Below are 21,444 nucleotides of genomic sequence, written 5' to 3'. Positions count from 1 at the left end.
TTTAGAGGGGTAAAATGCATCGAATTCTTTTTATTCCGATTAACCAAATTATATGCTTGATCTACAACTTACTCCACAACTTTTGGCCTTGATCCGTTAAAATCCGTGAAATATTGACATGCCTAAATAAAAAAAAAGGCCTGTAAATCAATGACTTACAAGCCTTCTTAGTGCCCAGAACTGGATTCGAACCAGCACACCCTTGCGAGCGCTGCGACCTGAACACAGTGCGTCTACCAATTTCGCCATCTGGGCAACTGTTTTCCGTGTCAGGGAGTGCAAAGGTAGACATTTCATTCAAACTTCCAAATTTTTCTTAAAAAACTTTAAAACAACCACACCCCATTCATCATCGCCACACCACAAGTGGTCTCAAAAGAATTGACGTAATTATCCGGTGTCCGGCGCCACCATTGGCCCCACATCAAGCCATTGGAGTTACGATAAGCCCAGGCTTCGGCGGCATTGTAGTTCAACCACGCGCCATAAGTACTCTGCAAGCCCTGATCGCGAACGAACTTACAAGCCCATCGTGCGAAGATGGCCTTAAACCCCTGGCAGTCATCACAGTCATATTCATCCGGCAGCAGGCCCTGGGAGTTGCACATATTCGCCTTCGTGTAGTCCATTGCTTTAGCGGCCATAGATTTGTAATTCCCGGAAGGGTAGGAGCTATGCAGCATACTACAAGCACCGATAAAAGTACCCTGGGTATAAGTGCGGGCACCTTCTGTAATCGTACCCGCGGCATTCATCGCACCTTTCACCTCGCCGGAGCTGGAAGTATACAGTTTACTCACCATCCAGTCGATAATCATTTTGGCTTTATCCCGGTAGCTCACATCCCCCGTAGCCTGATACAGGTACATCGCACAGATAGCCGCAGGCGCATTCACACAGGCATTCTTGGTGTTGTTGGCAGTCGTCCACCAAAGACCGCCGCCAAGGTTCGTATCCCAGGCGCGGTTCCAGACCATATCAAAGTTGTTTTTCGCCATATCCTTCATACCACCATCATTAGTGATCTGAAAAGCGCGGATACACATCAAAGCACCCCAAATGACGTCGTCATTGTAGATATTAGCGCTCCATAAGAGGCCATATGCGTCCCGCATACCATTGTACAGGTACACCATCTTATTCCGCAAATCAGCGTCATTATTGGCCGTATAAGCGTCTATCAGCGCCTCTATAGCCTCTGCCTGCCGCCAGAAATCCATTCTACCCGTACGGGTAACGTCTGAATAGTAATACGCCTTGTAAGAAGGACCATAAGTGCCATACTGATTGTAAAACGCATTGTTATAGCACTGCATCGCCAACAGGGCTTCCGAACGGGTAGGCTGTGCAGAACTGGCGGTAACAACGCCTTTAGTAACATCAGCAGGAGATAATTTTTGAACGTCTTTTTTCCCGCAGCTGGTCATAGCAAGGATAAAAAGCAATAACAGTGGAATTCTCATGTTTTTCATTTTTTATGAGTGAAGGGTTTTATAACGTGGTTCGTGGAAACGTGGGTTTTCGATCTGCTACATTAACAGGACAGCGGAGAACACAAAAATCCTTACAGACAACAAAAAAAAGCCGCTCCCATCACGGAAGCGGCTCTGAAAAACATATGCATACAGGCTTATACAGCTACATTGAATTCTCTCAGTGTGTCGTTCAGACTGGTTTTCAGGTCAGTAGATGCTTTACGCTGACCGATGATCAGTGCACAAGGAACCTGGTATTCGCCGGCAGGGAATTTCTTGGTGTAAGAACCTGGAATCACCACGCTGCGTGCTGGTACACGGCCTTTGTATTCCACTGGTTCAGGACCAGTTACGTCGATGATCTTGGTGCTCTTGGTCAGTACCACGTTAGCGCCCAGTACCGCCTCTTTTTCCACGATCACACCTTCCACCACGATGCAGCGGGAGCCTACGAAGCAACCATCTTCGATGATCACCGGACCTGCCTGCAGGGGTTCCAGTACGCCGCCGATACCCACGCCACCGCTCAGGTGAACGTTTTTACCGATCTGCGCGCAGGAGCCTACTGTCGCCCAGGTATCCACCATGGTGCCCTCGTCAACATAAGCGCCGATGTTTACGTAAGATGGCATCAGGATAGCTCCTTTACCAATAAAAGCGCCGTAACGGGCTATAGCATGAGGTACAACACGTACACCCAGGTCTTTGTAGCGGGACTTCAGTTTCATTTTATCATAGAACTCGAATGGTCCGAGATCTATGGTTTCCATTGGCTGAATTGAGAAGTACATTAAAATGGCCTGTTTTACCCATTCATTTACTACCCATCCGTTCTCTCCAGGTTCTGCCACTCTGCTTTTGCCTTTGTCTACTGCTTCGATCACACATTTTACTGCATCACTGTACTGTGATTCCTGCAATAAAGCGCGATTCTCCCAGGCCGCCTTTATTAGTTCTTTTAGCTCCATCGTTGAAATTTTTTACAAACATAAGGAAAACCTGTTAGTAGTTGCAAGCTGGGCGCGATTGTGTACCTTTACAGCCCTTTAAATGACGCTATGAATATCGCTTTTGACGCAAAACGGGCCTATCAGAATAACACAGGACTGGGAAATTACAGCCGGACGCTGATTAGCTCACTGGCAACGTATTATCCGCAGCATGATTATTTTCTCTATGCGCCGAAGCTGACAAACATGTACACAACGGATGCCTATCCGAATATGCAGCCGGTATTGCCGGAAAAACGGCTGCACCGCTGGTTCCGCAGTGCATGGAGAAGCAAATATGTAGTAGGGGAACTGGAGGCAAAAGGCATCGATATTTACCACGGACTCAGTCATGAAATTCCCTTCGGCATTGACAAAAGCAGTGTGAAGAGCGTAGTGACCATGCACGATCTGATTTTCGAGCGCTATCCCGGACAATACAATCCCATCGATGTACAAACATACCGCCGAAAGGCAAAATACGCCTGCCAGCACGCAGACAAAGTGATCGCCATCAGCGAACAGACCAAACAGGATCTTATTCAGTTTTATAAAACGCCTGCAGAAAAAATAGAAGTAGTGTACCAGAGCTGTGATGAATCCTTCGGGGTGGCACACGATAAAACACGTATCGGACAAATGAAGGAACAGTACGGGCTGCCGGCATCCTATTTCCTATACGTTGGTTCCATCATTGAAAGAAAAAACCTGATGGGCATCCTCCAGGCCATGCTGCTGCTGAAGGCAGAAGTGGACCTCCCCCTGGTGATCCTCGGCGGCGGTAGTAGCTACAAGAATAAAGTAAAGGCATTTGCACAAAAACACGACCTTTCTGATCGGATCATCTGGCTGAATGAAAAGGCCAGGATAGCCGATACAGACGTGCCAGTATTATACCAGGGAGCAGAAGCGCTGATCTATCCCTCTATCTTTGAGGGCTTTGGTATTCCCATCCTGGAAGCACTCTGGAGCCGTACTCCGGTGATCACCTCTTCAGGTTCCTGCTTCGGAGAAACAGCCGGCGACGCAGCACTGTATATCAATCCCTTGCAGCCGGCCACGATTGCAGATGCGATGAGACGTGTACTGAACGAAAAATCATTCGCAGCAGATATGAGAACAAAAGGATGGACGCACGCACAACTGTTCAGCCGGGAAAGATGTGCTGCAGCCATGATGAAGGTCTACGAAAGTTTATAATTATGATTGATTTTGAAAATGATGTAACAGCTTCCCTGCAGGCATTACGCACCGGGGGACTGATCCTCTATCCCACAGACACCATCTGGGGTATAGGCTGCGATGCGACCGACGAAGCGGCCGTTAGTAAAGTATTTACACTCAAACAGCGCCCGGAGGCAAAAAGCCTGGTCATCCTGCTGGCAGAAGTACGCGATCTGCTGAAATATGTGGCACATACCCCTCCGGATATTGCGGAGATGATCGCCGGGTTCGACCGCCCCACCACCGTCATCTACGAAGGTGCGCTTGACCTTGCTCCTAATGTCATCAATAGTGATGGTACCGTTGCTATCCGGATCGTGCAGGATACCTTCTGCCGTCACCTTATCAAGCGCTTACGTAAGCCGCTGGTGTCTACATCTGCGAATATCAGCGGACAGCCCTCACCGGCTTCCTTCAGAGACGTAGACGCGAAAATAAAAGAAGGGGTGGACTATGTTGTTAACTACCGGCAGGATGATATAACGCCGGCAACGCCCTCCCGTATTATTAAACTCCTGAAAGATGGCAGTGTTCAGGTGATCAGATAAAAAAACTTACTTTTGCCGTTTTACTCATTTATGATCAGCAGAAAGCCTATAGATATTCCCTGTACGCTGCAGGAACGGAAAGTGTTGGAACAGATAGCCTTAGCGGCCCACGAACTGGGTACGCCCTGCTACCTGATCGGCGGCTTTGTGCGGGATAAAATACTGAACAGGCGCACCAAAGATATGGACGTCGTATGCGTAGGGGACGGTATCGCCCTTGCCCATAAGGTGGCCGGATATTTTGATAATGCGAAAGTTAGCTTCTTCAAAACCTATGGTACCGCACAGGTGAAATGGAATGACCTGGAAATCGAGTTTGTCGGCGCCAGAAAAGAAAGCTACCGCCAGGAATCCCGGAATCCCGATGTACAACCCGGCACCCTCAAAGATGACCAGCTACGCCGCGACTTCACCATCAACGCCCTGGCTATCAGCCTGAATGAGGAAGATTATGGCAGCCTGGTAGACCCCTTCGGCGGTATTGCCGACCTGGAGGCAAAGATCATCAGAACACCACTGGAGCCTGCACAGACTTTTATAGACGACCCCCTTCGGATGATGAGGGCTATACGTTTTGCGTCACAACTGCAATTCACTATTTCTGAGGAAGCTTTCAGAGGAATTAAGGAAAATGCGGAGCGTATTAAGATCATCTCACAGGAGCGTATCTCGGACGAATTCAATAAGATCATGTTGTCGCCGGTGCCTTCCGTGGGCCTCGACCTACTCTATAAAGCCGGTATTATGAAAATAATACTGCCGCAGATGGTAGACCTGGTAGGGGTGGAAACGGTAGATGGGAAAGGGCACAAAGATAATTTCTATCATACCTTACAGGTGGTGGATAATATCGCCCGCTATACCAAAGACCTCTGGCTGCGCTGGGCCGCCTTACTGCATGATATCGGCAAACCAGCCACCAAACGCTTTGAACAGGGGCATGGCTGGACTTTCCACGGACATGATGCGGTGGGAGGGAAGATGGTACCCCGTATCTTTACCAAATTGAAACTACCGCTACACGAAAATATGCGGCTGGTAAAGAAACTGGTGGAACTGCATCTGCGTCCCATCAGCCTTACCAAAGAGAATATAACCGACTCTGCTATACGCAGATTGCTATTCGATGCAGGTGATGATATTGATGGCCTGATGATGCTCTGTGAAGCCGATATCACCTCCAAGAATAAAGTGAAAGTAAAACGTTACCTTGAAAACTTCGAACTGGTGCGCCAGCGCCTGAAAGAAGTAGAAGAAAGTGACCGTATCCGCAACTGGCAACCACCTGTTACCGGAGAGTTGATTATGGAAACTTTCGGTCTGTCACCTTCCAGGGCAGTGGGAGATCTGAAAAATGCTATCCGTGAGGCGATCCTGGATGGGGTGATTCCCAATACCTACGAAGCCGCCTTCGCATTCCTTCTCGAAAAAGCCAAAGAGATGGATTTGACACCAGTTAAATAAAAATGTTAATTTAGTAGTGTTAATTAATGTTAACACTGCCTTTTTCAGGATCAGGTGTGATCTTTGTTTAGGTGTCAGACCAGATCCTGAAAATACCAGATTATTAATAAAATCCTTTATTGTCATGCCTGTTTTGAAATTCAGAGTTTACTGGGAAGAAGATGAAAGTGTGTACAGGGATATTTCCATTAAACCGGACCAGACATTTTTACAATTTCATCAAACTATTTTACAGTCATTCGAATTTGACAATAAACATAAAGCGACTTTTTTCCGTAGCAATGATAACTGGCAACGGGGCAGAGAGATCATTCTTGAACAGGATGGCGCTGCACGTAAGGTTGAACCACTGTTAATGGAAGACACGCCTATTGCCGCAGCTGTAAAAACACCCAATCAGAAGTTCATTTACCTTTATGACTATGCGAAAAACTGGACATTCCTGGTAGAACTGATCGGTGTATCAAAAGATGAAAACTCCAAAGTAGCATATCCTTTCTGCACCAGAAAAGAAGGATTAGCCCCCAGCCAGTACGGTACCAAAGGCCTCGTAGGCGATAAACTGGTGGAAATGGAAGAGAAATATGACCTCAATAAAGAAGGCATGAGTGAAGATGGCTTCGGCGAAGAAGGAGAAGAGGAAAACAACGATTCCGACGAAGAAGCAGGTGAAGATAATAGCAACGAAGACATGTTTTAGTGAAGACCGTTATTATCATCGCAGGTCCCACGGCGGCGGGCAAAACGGCGAAAGCAATAGAAGTGGCACAACATTTTGATACGGCCGTTATCTCTGCAGACTCCCGCCAGTGTTATCGTGAAATAAGTATAGGTACAGCAAAACCCAGTCCGCAGGAACTGCAGGCTGTTCCCCACTATTTTATTAATTCCCATTCCATCAGGGAGGAAGTAAATGCCGGTCTTTACGAAAGACTGGCATTAGACTATGCCGCCGAAGTTTGGAAAGACCGGGACGTAGTCGTGATGTGTGGAGGTACCGGACTGTATATCAAGGCTTTCTGCGAAGGTATTGACAATATCCCTGCCGCTCCCACGGAAGTCCGATCTGCTATTCAGGACCGCTACGAAAAGGAAGGCCTGGCTTGGCTACAGCAGGAAGTGCAGGAGAAAGACCCCGCTTTTTACGCCATTGCTGAGATCCAGAATCCGCAACGCCTTATGAGGGCCCTGGAGGTGTTGTATACCACCGGCCAGTCTATTACCAGCTTCCGAACCGGTAATACCGTACAACGGGACTTCCATATCATCAAAACAGCCATCACCCTTCCGAAAGAACAGCTGCACGCTAATATTGCCCGCCGCGTACACCAGATGGTGGCCGACGGATTGCTGGAAGAGGTCAGGGCGGTATTACCCTACCGCGATCATAACGCCTTACAGACCGTTGGATATAAAGAGGTATTTGATTACCTGGATGGTAAACTAAGCTGGGACGAAGCTGTTGAACAGATCATTATCCATACCCGCCAGTATGCCAAAAGACAATTGACCTGGTTCCGGAAAGACACCGATTTCAAATGGTTTGAAGCCGGTGAGGGCCTGCTCGAAGAAGTAAAGGGGCTGATCAAAACCTGACTCCGCAGGTTAGCGCCATTCTCGTCGTAGCACTATTGATCTGTACTGCCGGCGGATTCACATAACCATAATTGTTTGGTAATAGCTCATAAGGCACTTCCCGCCGCTGCTGATGCCCTCCCGTAATTAAGGAAAGATCTATATAATAGCCATCGTTCGCCTTGTAGCCCACACCTCCGCTGTAATAAGTCCGGGTACCATCAATGTTGCTGTCCTTATAAGGGCTGCCATAACGGGCAAAGCCAAGCCGTAATGCATAAAAGAGATATCGCAGTTCTGCACCCGCACGAAGGTTGCCGGTGGTCCGGTAGTTAGCTTTTACCAGTTCACTGGTATAGCGGTTATCCTCCGCACTCCCATACTTCAGTTTCATGGAACGATAGTCATCCAGCTCATAATCGACGCTGATAAGCCCATGTGGACTGTTTGTATTGCCTGCTGTATTGAGTAGCAGCACGGCGCTGGCAGTAGCCTTCCAGGGCGTTCTGAGGCTATAGTTAAGATTATCTTTCTCCATCTGGGTGGTGTCATCGACCATATAAACAGTAGATGCTGTTACTACCCCAGCCGATTTGGTATCCGTCAGCATATCTGTCTGGTATTCCTTATTCACGCCATACCAGGTGGGAGACTGCAGGGTAAGTCCTAGGTTGAGCGGAAGGACCGGCTTATAGATACCCCCGAGTTTCAGATTAACACCGATGCCATTTGTGGCAATTGTCTGGGTGACCTTGAAATAATTCAGGTCAGCATGTACCGGATTAATATTCGTTTCCGTCCAGATATTTTGCTGCCCCTGTTTGATAAAGTCAAAATTCAGGCTGCCCCCGAGATACAGCTTTTCGCTGCGCTGTTTCCCGAAGACGAGGGCCAGTTCAGTAGTGCCTCCATGCGTAATAGTGTGCAGAGATTGATGTACCAGTACACTGTTGTCGTCCGCTTCCGCTGCGGAAGTAAACTTATACTGATCGCCATCCCTGTAGGGACTGATCAGGTCCGTCTGGTAGGCAAGCGTGGCGGCATGCCGGATCGCAACATCCTGTCTGGTAGATAATAAAGCCTCCGGATGGCTTACATGGGCATCGTCTGCCTGGATAAAATAGTTGAGTGACTGGGAAGAGTTACTGTTTCCCTGGTAGTAAACATCGTCCCGGAAGTTATTGGTCCTGTTTACACCCATGGCTAATATCAGTGGACGTTCTTTTTCCTTGCCACGTATCAGCAGGGTGAAGTTGTCGAACTTTAGGGCAGCCCTTTTTGAGTTGTCTTTATTGCCCAGGTAATAGGCGGTATTACGAATATGCTGATAACCAAGAGAAAAAGACAGGTCAGTGTTCTGGAAAAAACCGGCGGCAGCAGGATTCACATAGATCGCCGCTATTTCGCCTCCCAATGCCCCTGTAGCACCCCCGATTGCTTGTCCGCGGGCAGAGCCGACGGATATATCGCTGCTGAATTTTAAAACCTCCTGTAAAGTCTGCGCCCTAGCAGGACAGGCTATCGCCCCCAAGGCAACAGCCAGTAATAGTGACAGTTTGTAAGTCATAGGTGTAAATACGGCGCAAAAATAGAGAAAAATGGATGGATACCTCATCCATTCATAAAAAGGGCGTTCGCGGTAAGCGAACGCCCTTTTCAAATAACATATGTTTTACTGACCGGATTAGAATTTCCAGCCAAAAGTAGCATTGATGTTTGCCTGTTTGCTGTCGATACTTGCCGGAGCCGGTGTGGTATAGTGATCAGCCGGATCAGCATTGGATGACAGTACATACGGCTGGCTGGTGTAGGTATTGCTGCCATATACCAGGCCCAGGTCCATATAGAAACCACGGTTCCTGTAGCCGATACCGCCGCTGAAGTACTCGCGTTTGCCGTCAATAGTGCTGCTCTTATAAGGGCTGCCATACAGGGAATAACCCAGTCTGAACGCAATTACATGCAGCTTTAATTCACCGCCCACACGGAAATTGGATGCGCCCTGGTAGGTGGATTTGATAGCCTGATTACGCAGGTCAGAATCTTCCTTGTCAAAGCTGTTATCATTCTTTAAACGCATTCTCATGGAAGCATAGTCCATGTATTCATAGTCGAAGGTGATGAAACCTGTCGGTCTCCGGGTATCAGCAGATGGTGCGAACAGGAAGGCCGCACTCAGAATGCCTTTCCAGGGAGTTCTTACTGTATACTTGGACTCATCTTCGAAACCATTATTGGTATCGGTAGAAGAGAAGGAACGTACGCCCAGGGTCTTGGTAGAGGTGGTCATATCTGTTCTGTAAGTATCTGTAAAGCTCATCCAGGAAGGAGAGTGGAAGGCAGCGCCCAGGCTTAATGCCTTTACAGGTTTATAAATACCGCCAATCTTCAGGTTAACACCGGTTCCTTCTGATCTGAGGTTTTCGGTTACATCGAAGTTGTTCAGGTCTGTCGCAACGGTATTCTGGTTGGTTTCTTTCCATGTCCTTGAATTTTTGTAGGTAATGGTCGGAATATTCAGGCTACCACCGAGGTACAGCTTATCGTCGTAGTTGGCCGCGAAAGCGAATGCCACATCATAGGCACCACCTTTGGCGTCAACGATGTTCTCCTGTTTTACATTGATGCTGCGGTCCTTTGCCTGTGCGGCAGAATAGAAGGTGCCATCAGGCTGGTTGTTGCTGTTCGTATAAGGAGAAATCAGTCCCGTCTGATAGGCCAGGGCAGAAGTATGGGCGAGTGAGCCGATGGTCTGACTGCCCCCCAGTTGTTCATTAGGGTTGGTCACGCCGGCCGCTTCTGCATCCAGGTAATAATTCAGAGAAAGGGAGGAACTGGTATTATTGCCTGTGTAATAGATCCGTTGGTTATAGTTCTGTGTACGGTTCAGCCCCAGTCCGAAGCTGAAGTTCTGCCATTTGCTGTCCGGCCTTTTTCTTCTGCCACCAAAGATCAGGGTAACATTGGAAATAAGGGGAATGAACTTATTATCGTCACCCTTCGTATTCAGGTAGGTGCCTGTGTTGGAAATATTCTGGAAACCAACCGTAAAGGAAAAATCATTTGTTCTGAAGAAGCCAACGCCCGCGGGATTCACATACAGGGAAGAGGCTTCTCCTCCCAATGCACCTAAAGCGCCGCCTACTGATTGTGCTCTTGTTGTACCTGAAGGTGATGTCGTGCTGAATCGTAAAGCATCGTCTATCGTTTGTGCCTGCAGGGACATACAGGTTCCTGTCAATGCCAGGGCGAACACCATTCTTTTAATCATCATAGTAGAATTAAGGGTTAAAAAATACCCTGGCTTTTGACCAGGGTACATTTCTTAGATATCAATGATCAAATCATTTTAATATTAGTTCCTTGTTCTGCCTGCGCGACCACCGCCGCCGCCGCCACCACCGAAGGAACCACCACCGCCGCCGCTAGATCTTGGCGTATAGGATGGAGCCGGTGTATAAGAGCGCTGTGGTTGCTGTGCTGGCTGGAAAGACCTGGTAGGAGGATTGTAAGAGCCACCACTGGTGCGGCCACCGCCATCGCTGCCTACAGGGCGTTCGCCGGAAGAAGGTGTAAATGCACGTCTTGGTGTGTAATAACCATCAGGGTTAGTTCTGCCACCAGTAGTCGGACGTTCTACAACACGTCCGCCCGGATCAACCGTACCGCCTCTTCTGGAAGGAATATAATCTGTTCTGGTGGTACGTCCGCCAGGATTTGGTGTTGAATTACCGACTACCCTGCCTCCATAAGAAGTACCGAAGCTGCCGCGTGTACGGCGTCCTACGGAAGAGTAACCATAGTAACCACCGTGACCACCGTAGTAGCCAGGATAATATCCGCCGCCATAGTAGCCACCGTAATAGCCGCTGTAGTACCATGGGCTATATGACCATGGACTGTACCATGGATTGTAACCCCAGCCATAACCTATACCTATGCTGATAGATGGACCCCAGAAAGAACTGTAGTAAGGAGAACCCCAACCATAGCCGAAACCTCCACCGTAACCGTAGTAACTGCTGATACCCCAGCCGCTGCCGTAGTACGGACTACCATAGTAAGGGCTGCCGTAACCGGAATAACCGGAATATATGTTCGGTGAATAATTATCGTAGTAGGAACCTTTATAGTTGTTGTTGAATCTGTCTATACGGCGAGAATAGTCCCCCTGGTCTTCATCGTCGTAAGTAACATAAGTACCCCCATCACCGTCAGCATCTGTTGCAGTAACGTTATCGTTATTTTGATTATTGCCAGCAGCATAAGTGGGTTTAACTCTCGGAGAGTAGTACACATCATCCGGGGTTTGTGTGGTTTTATACGCTGACGAACAACTGCTTAGGATAAACAGCGCGAGTGCAGCGAGGTAAGGAATTGATTTCATTTGTCGGAATTTTTAGCCTGATTTCTATAGTAAATTTACACTATTTTTAACGTAAAGAACGGTTAATGCTACAATAATATCTAGCCACTCATAATATTTTAGTAAACTGTTTGCACGTTTCTGATTTTCATGTAGGTTTGTGACATTTTACCTTTTGGTAATATATCTGGTACAAATATTAAGCCAAATTCAGATTTGTTTTAAAATATATGTACCGGCCATGATTATAAATATTTCAACACTATATGAGTAAAGAGATCACAGCCCGTTCTGAAGATTATTCACAATGGTATAATGATTTGGTTCTGAAAGGAGGATTGGCAGATTATTCTGCGGTGAAGGGATGTATGGTGATCAAGCCATACGGTTTTGCACTTTGGGAAGGCATGAGAGATGTGCTGGACAAAAAATTCAAAGACACCGGACACCAGAACGCTTACTTCCCCTTATTCATTCCTAAAAGCTTCCTGAGTAAAGAGGAAGATCATATCGAAGGGTTCGCAAAAGAATGCGCCGTTGTAACACACCACCGCCTGATGAAGAATCCGAACGGTAAAGGTGTAGTGGTAGACCCTACCGCCAAACTGGAGGAAGAACTGATCGTTCGTCCTACTTCCGAAACGATCATCTGGAATACATATAAAGACTGGATCCAGTCTTACCGCGACCTGCCGCTGCTGATCAACCAGTGGGCAAACGTAGTACGCTGGGAAATGCGTACCCGCCTGTTCCTGCGTACGGCTGAATTCCTCTGGCAGGAGGGTCATACGGCGCATGCTACGGCTGAAGAAGCGATTGCAGAGACCGAGCAGATGCTGGAAGTATATGCCGACTTTGCTGAGAACTATATGGCAATGCCGGTAGTAAGAGGGGTTAAATCGCCTGCTGAGCGTTTTGCGGGTGCTATCGACACTTACTGTATCGAGGCGCTGATGCAGGACGGTAAAGCGCTGCAGGCTGGTACATCCCACTTCCTGGGACAAAACTTCGCCAAGGCCTTTGATGTACAGTTCTCGAACAAGGAGAACAAACTGGAATATGTCTGGGCTACTTCCTGGGGCGTATCCACCCGTCTGATCGGTGCCCTGGTAATGGCGCACAGCGATGACGATGGTCTGGTGCTGCCTCCACGTATCGCTCCTTTACAGGTGGTGATAGTGCCTATCTATAAAGGTGATGACCAGAAGGCAAAGATCGACGCGAAAGTACACGAGATCATGGCTGATCTGAAAAAAGCCGGTATCCGTGTAAAATATGACGATAATGACAACGCCCGTCCGGGATGGAAATTTGCAGAATATGAAATGAAAGGCGTACCTGTGCGTATCGCACTGGGTGCCCGCGACCTGGAGAACAACGTGGCTGAGGTAGCCCGTCGTGACGCCAAAACAAAGGAAAGCCTGCCACTCGATGGCCTGGCTGCACGTATCGGTACACTGCTGGAAGATATTCAACAGCAGATGTACAACAAGGCGCTGGCTTACCGCGATGAGCACATCACGCCTGCTGATACCATGGAAGAATTTGAACGCCTGCTCGAAGAGAAAGGCGGATTCATTTATGCTCACTGGGATGGCACCACTGATACAGAAGAAAAAATCAAAGAACGCACCAAAGCAACTATACGTTGCATACCTTTAAACAACAAACAAGAGGCAGGTACCTGTATCCTTACAGGCAAGCCTTCGACGCAAAGGGTATTATTTGCACGTGCATATTAATCATAAGATTTGCCGGTAGTGCCAGCCAGAAAAAGCTGGTACTGCCGGTTTTATTGTCAAAATCCGAATCGTCCTGATGCCTAAGGTCCGTTATATATTTTTATGGTGGATACTAATGGTTCTGAGCACTGGTAACACCCTTGCTCAGGGGCTGATGATCCGTAATTATAACGTAAAGGACGGTCTCGCAAACGCTACGGTCTACGATGCCGTGCAGGATAAAGAAGGATTTATCTGGTTTTCTACTCCCACCGGCGTCAGCAAATTCGACGGCAAACGCTTCCGGAACTATTCTCAAAAAGACGGGCTTACAGATAACGATGTCGTAAAACTTGCTGCCGATTCAAAAGGACGCGTCTGGTTCTTTACCCTCAACGGTTTACCTTCTTTCTTTTGGAATTATACCATTCACACCAGTCAGAATGATTCTTCCCTGTATGTGGACGCCCGCGGACAATACATGCAATACATGTTCGAAGACTACGCCGGCTTCATCTGGTTCCTGAATACGGATAACCGTATCATACAGTACAGTGGGAAAAAGACCACTTACGACAAACTGGGCGCCCTTCGTACCAACCTGTTTTACTTTCTCCGTAACGATACCATTTTTAAACCACGGCAGTCTTATTTTAACCTGCCAAACCTGGAAGATGCCAATAACCCTGATCAGAAAATAATAACTGCCTGTACTTTTCCTCTCGATCAGACCACTGCTCAGCGCGTGCGAAAACAACCGGTGATCGTTGTGGACAATAATCTGTATATCTACAACAACAAGGAGGCTATTTGTTTTCTCAGGGGAAGCGACTGGGGTATCAGGGATGAGATCAGCAATATTTGCGTTGATAATGATAACCTCTGGATAGGTACCCCGAGAACGCTTTATTATCTCAAAGGATTTCTTCGTGGTGAAAAGAAGCCCGTCAAATTGTTGGAGAACCACTATATCACCTCGCTGCTGAAAGACAGAGATGGTAATATCTGGATCACCACATTTGGAGACGGTGTTTACAACATCCCCTACAAGAATTTTTACTTTAACTATCTCGATAATACAAATGGCCTGTTTTCACACTCCATCTTCAGCATCGGCAAAGACCCCAAGACCGGTCTGCTGCTGATAGGACAGAATGCCGGCGTATTGAATACCATAGACAGCAATAACAGGTACCAGCGCTTCAACCTGGATACGAGCAGTGGACGAAACAGTATCCTCGCTATTCTTCCGTACAAGCCAAATGAAATGCTGATCGGTGCTGACAACGGCTTGTACTCATTTAATACAGCCTCGCAGAGGCCATCGTTGCTGAAACGTGTGAAAACACTGAAGGACGTTGATATCAGCCCCGGCGGCAAAATACGGATTGCAGCTAAAAACCAGGTAATCTGTGACGATTATATAATTAATAAGGAAGATGAGCTGATCACTTCTATTGCATGTATCAACGACTCTGCTTACTATGTGGGTACTAATGCCGGCTTGTTTTATGGCAGTGATGGCTCACGTACATTAAAGGTACGGACCACCAGACCTGCTTTGCATTTAAGCATCAAAGACCTGAAATGGATCAATGGCAAACTCTGGGTGGGGACAGCTGATCACGGATTATATGTATTTAGGGGCGATAATAGCCTGGAAAGGCACCTGAGCACGGCCGACAAACTGGTCAGTGATATCTGCCAGCAACTCTATTATGATGGTATTGGCCGCTTATATGTTGCCACCAATAAAGGCGTTTCCGTTATAGATGTAAACACAGAGAACCTTATCCGTAATATTACTTCCAACGACGGTCTGATGAGTGATGATGCCCGCGGAGTATATTACCAGCATGGTACCTTATATATCGCTACTTCCAACGGCCTGAGTTATTTCAATGACGCGAAGATGCCGGTAGATACTGTACCGCCGGCTATTTACCTGAATCATGTGCGGTATGGCGACAGCACCTATCTGCCTGGCAAAGAGTTTGTGCTGATGTATCAGCGGAAGGCATCATTCGAGGTAGAATTTGGCGCCATCGCCTATGACCTGCCAGAGCTGGTAGAGTACCAGTACAACTTTTCCAGTGATACATCAAGTGGATGGATCACGACAATGTCTAATATCGTACCTTTCCCTGACCTGCAACCGGACAGCTATCAACTGCAGATCAGGGCCAGGAAATATAAGAGTAACTGGAGTCAGCCGGTCGTCATTAACGTTACCATCCTGCCGCGCTGGTATCAGCAATGGTGGGCACGGGGTATTGTGATACTGCTGGGATTAATACTGGTGGCTTTCGTTTTGCGGGATGTCATCAGAAGAATACAGCGGGCGGAAATGCGGAAGACCGAGTATAACCGGCGGATAGCAGAGCTGGAGGCCAAAGCGTTGACAAACCAGATGAATCCTCACTTCATTTTCAACTCGCTGAACTCCGTACAGCACCTGATCATGGAAAAAGAGGAGAAGCAGGCGCTGAACTTCCTGGCAGATTTTGCCACCCTGATGCGCCAGATGCTAAACAACTCACGGAAGTCATTTATTTCGCTGGAAGAGGAGATCGCCTTCCTGACACGGTATATTGAGCTGGAGAAGATCCGTTTTGCGAATGTGTTCACGTATCACTTCCTGCAGCAGGATGACCTGAAAGATTATACGATCTATATACCGCCTATGATTATACAGCCGATAGTAGAAAATGCCATTAAACACGGACTGGCTCCCAAGAATGGGAGTGGCAGACTGGAAGTAAAACTGGTACTCCGGGAGGATATGTTATACTGCTCCGTAGACGATGACGGGATAGGGTGGGACCGTGCCAATGAGATCAAAAGCGGGCGACTGGTAAAGCATGAATCCACTGCTCTGAGCGTGATTCGGGAAAGGTTGCAGATTATAAAATCTTTTAATGGAAATGTTGGAAAGTTAGAAATTATTGATAAATTTAAGTCTGGTTTCGGCAATAAGGAGGGTACCCTGGTTGAAATACTGATTCCCATTGTTAAGATGTTATGAGTAATATTAAAGCTGCGATCGTAGACGATGAAGTCCGCAACATCCATATTTTGCGAAATATTCTGGAGAATTACTGTAAAGATGTTACGGTAGCGGGTGAGGCGCAGAACATTCATGACGCGGCGGAAATGATCAAGAATACCCAGATAGACGTTTTGTTTCTGGATATTGAAATGCCGCCCCATAATGGCTTCCAGCTACTGGAAATGTTCCCTGTGTTGAACTTCGAAGTGATATTCATTACAGCCTTTCAGGAATATGCATTGCAGGCGATCAAATTTGCTGCGTTGGATTATCTGCTCAAACCTATCAAGGTGAGTGAGGTAGAAGATGCTTTGGAAAAAGTGAAGAAGAGCAAAAAAGGCCGCCTGAATGAACTGGCTTCTATCCTGAAGGACTACGTTAAGAACAATGATAATGCTTTCTCCAAGATAGTCATTCCTGTTAATGACGGTTACAACGTAATCGATCTGAAAGACATCATTTACTGTGAAGCATTTGACAGCTATACCAAAATACAGCTGATCAACAACGTATCACATCTGATCTCCAAATCACTGAAGGAGTATGAAGAGATGTTGTCCGACAAGGGTTTCTATCGTGTACATAAATCCTTCCTGATCAACATTCACCATATCGTCAAGATCATAAAAGGTCTGGGTACCGCTGTTGTCATGAGCGACCAGAAAAACATCCCGATTTCTTCCCGTAAGAAAGATGAGTTCTTCGCCCAACTGAAAGGGGTGATCAATTTGTAAGCGATTATCATTTATCAAAAGAACTGCTGCCGCCGCAAGGGGGCTTTTGGTGTTTATAGCCTGGGTTGATTGACGTTTGCTATGGCTACCGGATTCCGGGGTTATCCCGGGGTTGAACCCTACCCGGTTGAAACCCTACCCGGGGTTGAAACCCCGCGCTACAAACAACACGACCCCTACGGGGTCGATTGATGTTTTGTTTCCCGGTTTTATACCCCCGGCGTTGTATTCATCAATTGTTATGAACAAACATCCCGGGGTTGAAACCCTACCCGGGGTTTAAACCCCGCGCTACAAACAACACGACCCCTACGGGGTCGATTGATGTTTTGTTTCCCGGTTTTATACCCCCGGCGTTGTATTCATTAATTGTTATGAACAAACGTCCCGGGGTTGAAACCCTACCCGGGGTTTAAACCCCGCGCTACAAACAACACGCCCCCTACGGGGTCGATTGATGTTTTGTTTCCCGGTTTTATACCCCCGGCGTTGTATTCATTAATTGTTATGAACAAACATCCCGGGGTTGAAACCCTACCCGGGGTTGAAACCCAGCGCTACAAACAACACGCCCCCTACGGGGTCGATTGATGTTTTGTTTCCCGGTTTTATACCCCCGGCGTTGTATTCATCAATTGTTATGAACAACATCCCGGGGTTGAAACCCTACCCGGGGTTGAAACCCCGCGCTACAAACAACGCGACCCCTACGGGGTCGATTGATGTTTTGTTTCCGGTTTTATTACCCCCGGCCTTGTATTCATTACTTTACTCTTTCATATAGCCGTCTTCATATAGTCGGGGAGGCCGTACGCAGGCGAGCGGGCAGGTGGGAATCGCTGGCCTTAGTTATTTGAAGTGCCCACGCGCCCTACCAGGGGTTTAATAAACATCCCAAAGCCAAACCGCCATTCAAAAGCCCAATATCAAGGAACTTCAAAGAACTACAGCCAGTGATCCCATCCTGCACCGTGAGCCAAGAAGGCCGGCGCAATAATCGCTATCAGCCTAAGAAGCATTCTCGGGCATAAAAAAAGGATCCCGGAAACATCCCGGGACCCTTTCTCCTTAACCTATAAACCTATATGAAAATCGCTAAAACTCTGTTCCATTCGCCAGGTCGATGTTATAGTAATACACCCCATTGAGTTCAGGGTATACCCCTTCTACCTGTACTTTCTTTTGTTTTTCCAATATCTTTCTCAGGTCTTCCACTGAATTCACCGGCAGACCGCCCGCTTTCAGAATAATGAAAGACTGTTTCATGTTGGTCTGTTTCTTCAGCACACCACCACCGATATTATCTACATACACACCACCACGGATACCCAGTTTAGAAGCATCTGCCTTGTCGAGTGTGATCAGGTCAGCGCCTAAAGCATCCAGTATATTGGTCTTAACAATGTCAGTATTACCGTCAGCATTTTTGAGTATGGTGCTGGTAGTATACTGCTTGTCGTTACGTGTGTAAGCGATGCTGATCTTGTCGCCTGGTTTGTAACGGGCGATCTGTTCCGTCATCTGAGGAATAGAAGGTGTTTCTATACCATTGATACCAGTGATGATGTCACCCTTTTTGATGCCAGCAGCAGCAGCGGAACCGGATTCTTGTACACCCGTTACAGTCACACCATTGATGTCTCTTCTGATGCCAGCTTCAGCCCATCTTTCTTCAGGAATACTGGTGGGGTCCTGGTAGTAGATACCGAGGTATGCACGTTGTACGTTACCGTACTTCATCAGGTCATTCACTACTTTCTTCACCAGGTTCACCGGGATAGCGTAGGAGTAACCAGCATATGCACCGGTAGGAGAGGCGATGGCAGAGTTGATGCCGATCAGTTCACCGGCAGTATTGATCAATGCACCACCACTGTTACCCTGGTTCACCGCAGCATCTGTCTGGATGAATGATTCAATGGCATTTCTTCTTACCTGTTTATTGATACCGATAGTACGTGCTTTGGCACTTACGATACCAGCGGTGACGGTGGTTTCCAGGTTTAAAGGATAACCAACGGCCAGTACCCATTGTCCTATTTCCACATCGTCGGAGTTACCGTACAGCAGGTAAGGAAGATTTTTTGCATCAATCTTGATCACTGCCAGGTCGGTATTCGGATCGGTACCAATTACTTTTGCCTTGTAAGTTTTGTAGTTGTTGAGTGTTACGGCTATTTCATCTGCATCATCCACTACGTGGTTGTTGGTGATGATATAACCATCGTCAGAGATCATGACGCCGGAGCCGGAGGCCATCTGGCCGGGAACGTAGTATTTACGTCCGCCGCCTTCACCCTGGAATTCGTCACCGAAGAAGTCGTCACCGAAGAGGTCTTGTAAAACACTTCTCCTTCTCTGGAGATTGTTGGTCACCTGACGGGGATTGATCTTTGTTTTGATATGTACTACTCCAGGAACCGCTATTTTAGCAGCCTGGCTAAAATCAGTAGGAGGCGTTGCATTCTTTACTTCGGCGCCAGGCATGTATCTGGCGTAATTTACCGGAATGTTTTCTGATCCATTTTGATAGGGGCCTGCCTGCCGGGGTTGGTACCTGTTGTACGCGTAGATGCTGGCAACAGCAGTTGCCGCGCTGATTAGTACAGTTGCCGCAATTTGCCGAAATTTCATATGTTTCGTTGTTTAAAGTTTAACTGTTATAAGGTATGGACATCAATTTGCATGCCTTGTGATACAAATTTAAGGGGGCACGCGGGTGAACATCAACCACTCCTGTTACTTTAACACATTTTTATATGAATAGTTAATATGATCTTAACGCCGGTACTGACAGATTGTTGTTTTTCATGACAAGATTGTGGGCATTTGCATGCCCAGGACAGACATAGTTGCAGTTATTATAATCCTGTCAGGAATTGCATGGTATCTACACCATCCGCATAATCGGCCAGGGAGGGCTGCTGTGCCATTCCAAAGGGCGTGAAGCCACGGCCAACAATGCATTGCAAGTCATTGTTTCCCTTCAGTTCTTCACCAAGTGCAGTGGCATCGGTATAGTAGCCGTAATGCAGGACACTGATAGGAGAAAAAGCAGCAGCAGATTCCTGTAAAATGATATTGTCGTTTGCAATGTAAGCTGTATTACTCAGTAGCACCAGTGCCAGGTTATAGTCGTAGTTGTTCTTATACTTATGATGGTCTGCCAGATAGGAGTATTTGCGGAGGGCTTTCAGCAGCGCCTCAAAATCATAGTTTTCCGGAACGAAGATCTTGGTCACATTCCTGCAACCCAACCCAAAGTAAAGCATCACGTCATCTGCCAGTGCCTCCAGTTCGGCAGCTGTTTCTGTTCCATCGAGTATGGCTACGGAAGTCCTGTTCCTGCGGATGACATGTGGATATTTGGCAAAATAGTATTCAAAATAACGGGCAGAATTGTTGCTGCCGGTAGCGATATAAGCATCGCAATGTTTCAGCATGTCCTGTACCAGGGTCTGCTCAGCATAAGCAGGGTACCATTCCTTGACTTTGTCAATGACATGCTGCATAAGTATCGTATCTTTGGAAGAGAGCTTCAGGCGTACCTGATGACCACTGAGAAAGCCGCAGAGCCAGTCATGGAAGCCTACCAGCGGAATATTACCCGCAGCCACGATACCTACCTGACGGGGGGAAGACGCAGGAGCAGCATAACCAGCCAGCCACTTGTTTAAAAGGGATTCGTCCAGGTAATAACGGCAAATGTTTTGCAGAGAAAGATCTATAAACTCGGGAGTGAACCATCCGTTGGCCTGAAAGGCCCTCTCCTTCACTATTTGAAGTTCCGGATCATTGCCTGACAGGTATTGTCCTAAACGTACCAGGGCTGTTACTTTTGCTGAACTGCTCATGAATCTGTATAAATAATTAACTTTTTAAACCTAGATATTCTATTTTTGTCTGCAAAATTAATGGCTTACTACTTAAACAAAAAGTTTATACTATGGCAATAAAGATAACAGACGAATGTATTAATTGTGGTGCATGTGAACCTGAGTGTCCAAACAACGCTATTTATGAGGGTGGTGTTGAATGGGCAATGGCAGATGGTACTACCGTTAAGGGTCCATACGTACTGATGGATGGAGCAACCATGGATGCTGATCAGCGTAATGCGCCAATTAGTGTAGACACTTATTATATCGTCCCTAACAAGTGTACAGAATGCCAGGGCTTCCATGAAGAGCCTCAGTGTGCGGCAGTTTGTCCGGTTGATTGCTGCGTTCCTGATGAAATGTACCAGGAAACAGTAGACGAATTGCTCGCTAAGAAAGAAAAATTGCACATCTAATATTA

The 21,444-nt window shown here is 47.2% G+C and carries 16 protein-coding genes and 1 tRNA gene; 9 read left to right on the top strand and 8 right to left on the bottom strand.

The features are described 5' to 3' along the window. Nucleotides 1-171: 171 nt before the first annotated feature. The 3 genes from CLV42_RS24670 to CLV42_RS24660 form a co-directional block, all read right to left on the bottom strand. Nucleotides 172-255, bottom strand: a tRNA-Leu gene (locus CLV42_RS24670). Nucleotides 256-326: 71 nt separating this feature from the next. Beyond that, the gene (locus tag CLV42_RS24665; protein ID WP_106604605.1) at nucleotides 327-1,463 is read right to left on the bottom strand and encodes a glycoside hydrolase family 76 protein; all 1,137 of its coding nucleotides are present in this window, start codon (nucleotides 1,461-1,463) and stop codon (nucleotides 327-329) included. A gap of 167 nt (nucleotides 1,464-1,630) precedes the next feature. Beyond that, nucleotides 1,631-2,443, bottom strand: coding sequence for a 2,3,4,5-tetrahydropyridine-2,6-dicarboxylate N-succinyltransferase (locus tag CLV42_RS24660; RefSeq protein WP_106604595.1), 813 nt, complete (start codon nucleotides 2,441-2,443; stop codon nucleotides 1,631-1,633). Nucleotides 2,444-2,533: 90 nt separating this feature from the next. On the opposite strand from CLV42_RS24660, the gene CLV42_RS24655 reads away from it, so the two are divergent. From CLV42_RS24655 to miaA, 5 genes are all read left to right on the top strand, one after another. Beyond that, the gene (locus CLV42_RS24655; RefSeq protein WP_106604594.1) at nucleotides 2,534-3,664 is read left to right on the top strand and encodes a glycosyltransferase family 4 protein; all 1,131 of its coding nucleotides are present in this window, start codon (nucleotides 2,534-2,536) and stop codon (nucleotides 3,662-3,664) included. A gap of 2 nt (nucleotides 3,665-3,666) precedes the next feature. Next, nucleotides 3,667-4,236 carry an L-threonylcarbamoyladenylate synthase gene (locus tag CLV42_RS24650; RefSeq protein ID WP_106604593.1) on the top strand — a complete coding sequence of 190 codons (570 nt, stop codon included), beginning with the start codon at nucleotides 3,667-3,669 and terminating at the stop codon, nucleotides 4,234-4,236. 30 nt (nucleotides 4,237-4,266) lie between these two features. Beyond that, a complete protein-coding gene (locus CLV42_RS24645; RefSeq protein WP_170117635.1) occupies nucleotides 4,267-5,700 on the top strand; it encodes a CCA tRNA nucleotidyltransferase in 1,434 nt (477 codons plus the stop codon). 124 nt (nucleotides 5,701-5,824) lie between these two features. After that, nucleotides 5,825-6,400, top strand: a complete 576-nt coding sequence (locus tag CLV42_RS24640) for an IS1096 element passenger TnpR family protein (RefSeq protein ID WP_106604591.1) — start codon at nucleotides 5,825-5,827, stop codon at nucleotides 6,398-6,400. Then, nucleotides 6,400-7,296, top strand: a complete 897-nt coding sequence (gene miaA / locus CLV42_RS24635) for a tRNA (adenosine(37)-N6)-dimethylallyltransferase MiaA (protein WP_106604590.1) — start codon at nucleotides 6,400-6,402, stop codon at nucleotides 7,294-7,296. Before CLV42_RS24640 ends, miaA begins: the two co-directional genes overlap by 1 nt. Here miaA and CLV42_RS24630 read toward each other — a convergent pair. From CLV42_RS24630 to CLV42_RS34200, 3 genes are all read right to left on the bottom strand, one after another. After that, entirely contained in the window at nucleotides 7,286-8,935 is a 1,650-nt protein-coding gene (locus tag CLV42_RS24630) for a hypothetical protein (RefSeq protein WP_106604589.1), read from the bottom strand. The genes miaA and CLV42_RS24630 overlap by 11 nt on opposite strands. A 24-nt stretch (nucleotides 8,936-8,959) precedes the next feature. Next, nucleotides 8,960-10,549: an OmpP1/FadL family transporter gene (locus tag CLV42_RS24625; protein ID WP_106604588.1), complete on the bottom strand. Its 1,590-nt coding sequence runs from the start codon at nucleotides 10,547-10,549 to the stop codon at nucleotides 8,960-8,962. 81 nt (nucleotides 10,550-10,630) lie between these two features. Continuing rightward, complete coding sequence (locus tag CLV42_RS34200; protein ID WP_211303529.1) at nucleotides 10,631-11,662, bottom strand: hypothetical protein; 1,032 nt, start codon at nucleotides 11,660-11,662, stop codon at nucleotides 10,631-10,633. 245 nt (nucleotides 11,663-11,907) lie between these two features. Between CLV42_RS34200 and proS the strand changes: the two genes are divergently transcribed. The 3 genes from proS (at nucleotide 11,908) to CLV42_RS24605 (ending at nucleotide 17,145) form a co-directional block, all read left to right on the top strand. Further along, nucleotides 11,908-13,383, top strand: coding sequence for a proline--tRNA ligase (proS, locus tag CLV42_RS24615; protein WP_106604587.1), 1,476 nt, complete (start codon nucleotides 11,908-11,910; stop codon nucleotides 13,381-13,383). A 76-nt stretch (nucleotides 13,384-13,459) separates the two neighbouring features. After that, complete coding sequence (locus tag CLV42_RS24610) at nucleotides 13,460-16,387, top strand: sensor histidine kinase (protein ID WP_106604586.1); 2,928 nt, start codon at nucleotides 13,460-13,462, stop codon at nucleotides 16,385-16,387. Beyond that, nucleotides 16,384-17,145, top strand: coding sequence for a LytR/AlgR family response regulator transcription factor (locus CLV42_RS24605; protein WP_012793534.1), 762 nt, complete (start codon nucleotides 16,384-16,386; stop codon nucleotides 17,143-17,145). Before CLV42_RS24610 ends, CLV42_RS24605 begins: the two co-directional genes overlap by 4 nt. A 1,095-nt stretch (nucleotides 17,146-18,240) precedes the next feature. On the opposite strand, the gene CLV42_RS24600 is transcribed toward CLV42_RS24605, so the two are convergent. Then, on the bottom strand, nucleotides 18,241-19,779 hold the full coding sequence (locus CLV42_RS24600) for a trypsin-like peptidase domain-containing protein (RefSeq protein WP_106604585.1): 1,539 nt from the start codon (nucleotides 19,777-19,779) through the stop codon (nucleotides 18,241-18,243). A 227-nt stretch (nucleotides 19,780-20,006) separates the two neighbouring features. Next, nucleotides 20,007-20,999 (bottom strand): acyl-CoA reductase, encoded by a 993-nt coding sequence (locus CLV42_RS24595; protein ID WP_106604584.1) that lies wholly within the window; start codon nucleotides 20,997-20,999, stop codon nucleotides 20,007-20,009. 92 nt (nucleotides 21,000-21,091) lie between these two features. On the opposite strand from CLV42_RS24595, the gene CLV42_RS24590 reads away from it, so the two are divergent. Further along, entirely contained in the window at nucleotides 21,092-21,439 is a 348-nt protein-coding gene (locus tag CLV42_RS24590) for a 4Fe-4S dicluster domain-containing protein (protein ID WP_106604583.1), read from the top strand. Nucleotides 21,440-21,444: the final 5 nt, after the last annotated feature.

Origin of the sequence: Chitinophaga ginsengisoli, assembly GCF_003014595.1 — a bacterium.
In the GTDB taxonomy this organism is placed as follows: Bacteria; Bacteroidota; Bacteroidia; order Chitinophagales; family Chitinophagaceae; genus Chitinophaga; species Chitinophaga ginsengisoli.
This window is presented reverse-complemented; position numbering and strand designations above follow the sequence as displayed.

What these genes read in the sequence shown, in the direction of transcription:
- CLV42_RS24665 (WP_106604605.1), bottom strand. Translation starts at nt 1,463, where the DNA reads ATGAGAATTCCACTGTTATTGCTTTTTATCCTTGCTATGACCAGCTGC.
- CLV42_RS24660 (WP_106604595.1), bottom strand. Translation starts at nt 2,443, where the DNA reads ATGGAGCTAAAAGAACTAATAAAGGCGGCCTGGGAGAATCGCGCTTTA.
- CLV42_RS24655 (WP_106604594.1), top strand. Translation starts at nt 2,534, where the DNA reads ATGAATATCGCTTTTGACGCAAAACGGGCCTATCAGAATAACACAGGA.
- CLV42_RS24650 (WP_106604593.1), top strand. Translation starts at nt 3,667, where the DNA reads ATGATTGATTTTGAAAATGATGTAACAGCTTCCCTGCAGGCATTACGC.
- CLV42_RS24645 (WP_170117635.1), top strand. Translation starts at nt 4,267, where the DNA reads ATGATCAGCAGAAAGCCTATAGATATTCCCTGTACGCTGCAGGAACGG.
- CLV42_RS24640 (WP_106604591.1), top strand. Translation starts at nt 5,825, where the DNA reads ATGCCTGTTTTGAAATTCAGAGTTTACTGGGAAGAAGATGAAAGTGTG.
- CLV42_RS24625 (WP_106604588.1), bottom strand. Translation starts at nt 10,549, where the DNA reads ATGATGATTAAAAGAATGGTGTTCGCCCTGGCATTGACAGGAACCTGT.
- CLV42_RS34200 (WP_211303529.1), bottom strand. Translation starts at nt 11,662, where the DNA reads ATGAAATCAATTCCTTACCTCGCTGCACTCGCGCTGTTTATCCTAAGC.
- proS (WP_106604587.1), top strand. Translation starts at nt 11,908, where the DNA reads ATGAGTAAAGAGATCACAGCCCGTTCTGAAGATTATTCACAATGGTAT.
- CLV42_RS24610 (WP_106604586.1), top strand. Translation starts at nt 13,460, where the DNA reads ATGCCTAAGGTCCGTTATATATTTTTATGGTGGATACTAATGGTTCTG.
- CLV42_RS24605 (WP_012793534.1), top strand. Translation starts at nt 16,384, where the DNA reads ATGAGTAATATTAAAGCTGCGATCGTAGACGATGAAGTCCGCAACATC.
- CLV42_RS24600 (WP_106604585.1), bottom strand. Translation starts at nt 19,779, where the DNA reads ATGAAATTTCGGCAAATTGCGGCAACTGTACTAATCAGCGCGGCAACT.
- CLV42_RS24595 (WP_106604584.1), bottom strand. Translation starts at nt 20,999, where the DNA reads ATGAGCAGTTCAGCAAAAGTAACAGCCCTGGTACGTTTAGGACAATAC.
- CLV42_RS24590 (WP_106604583.1), top strand. Translation starts at nt 21,092, where the DNA reads ATGGCAATAAAGATAACAGACGAATGTATTAATTGTGGTGCATGTGAA.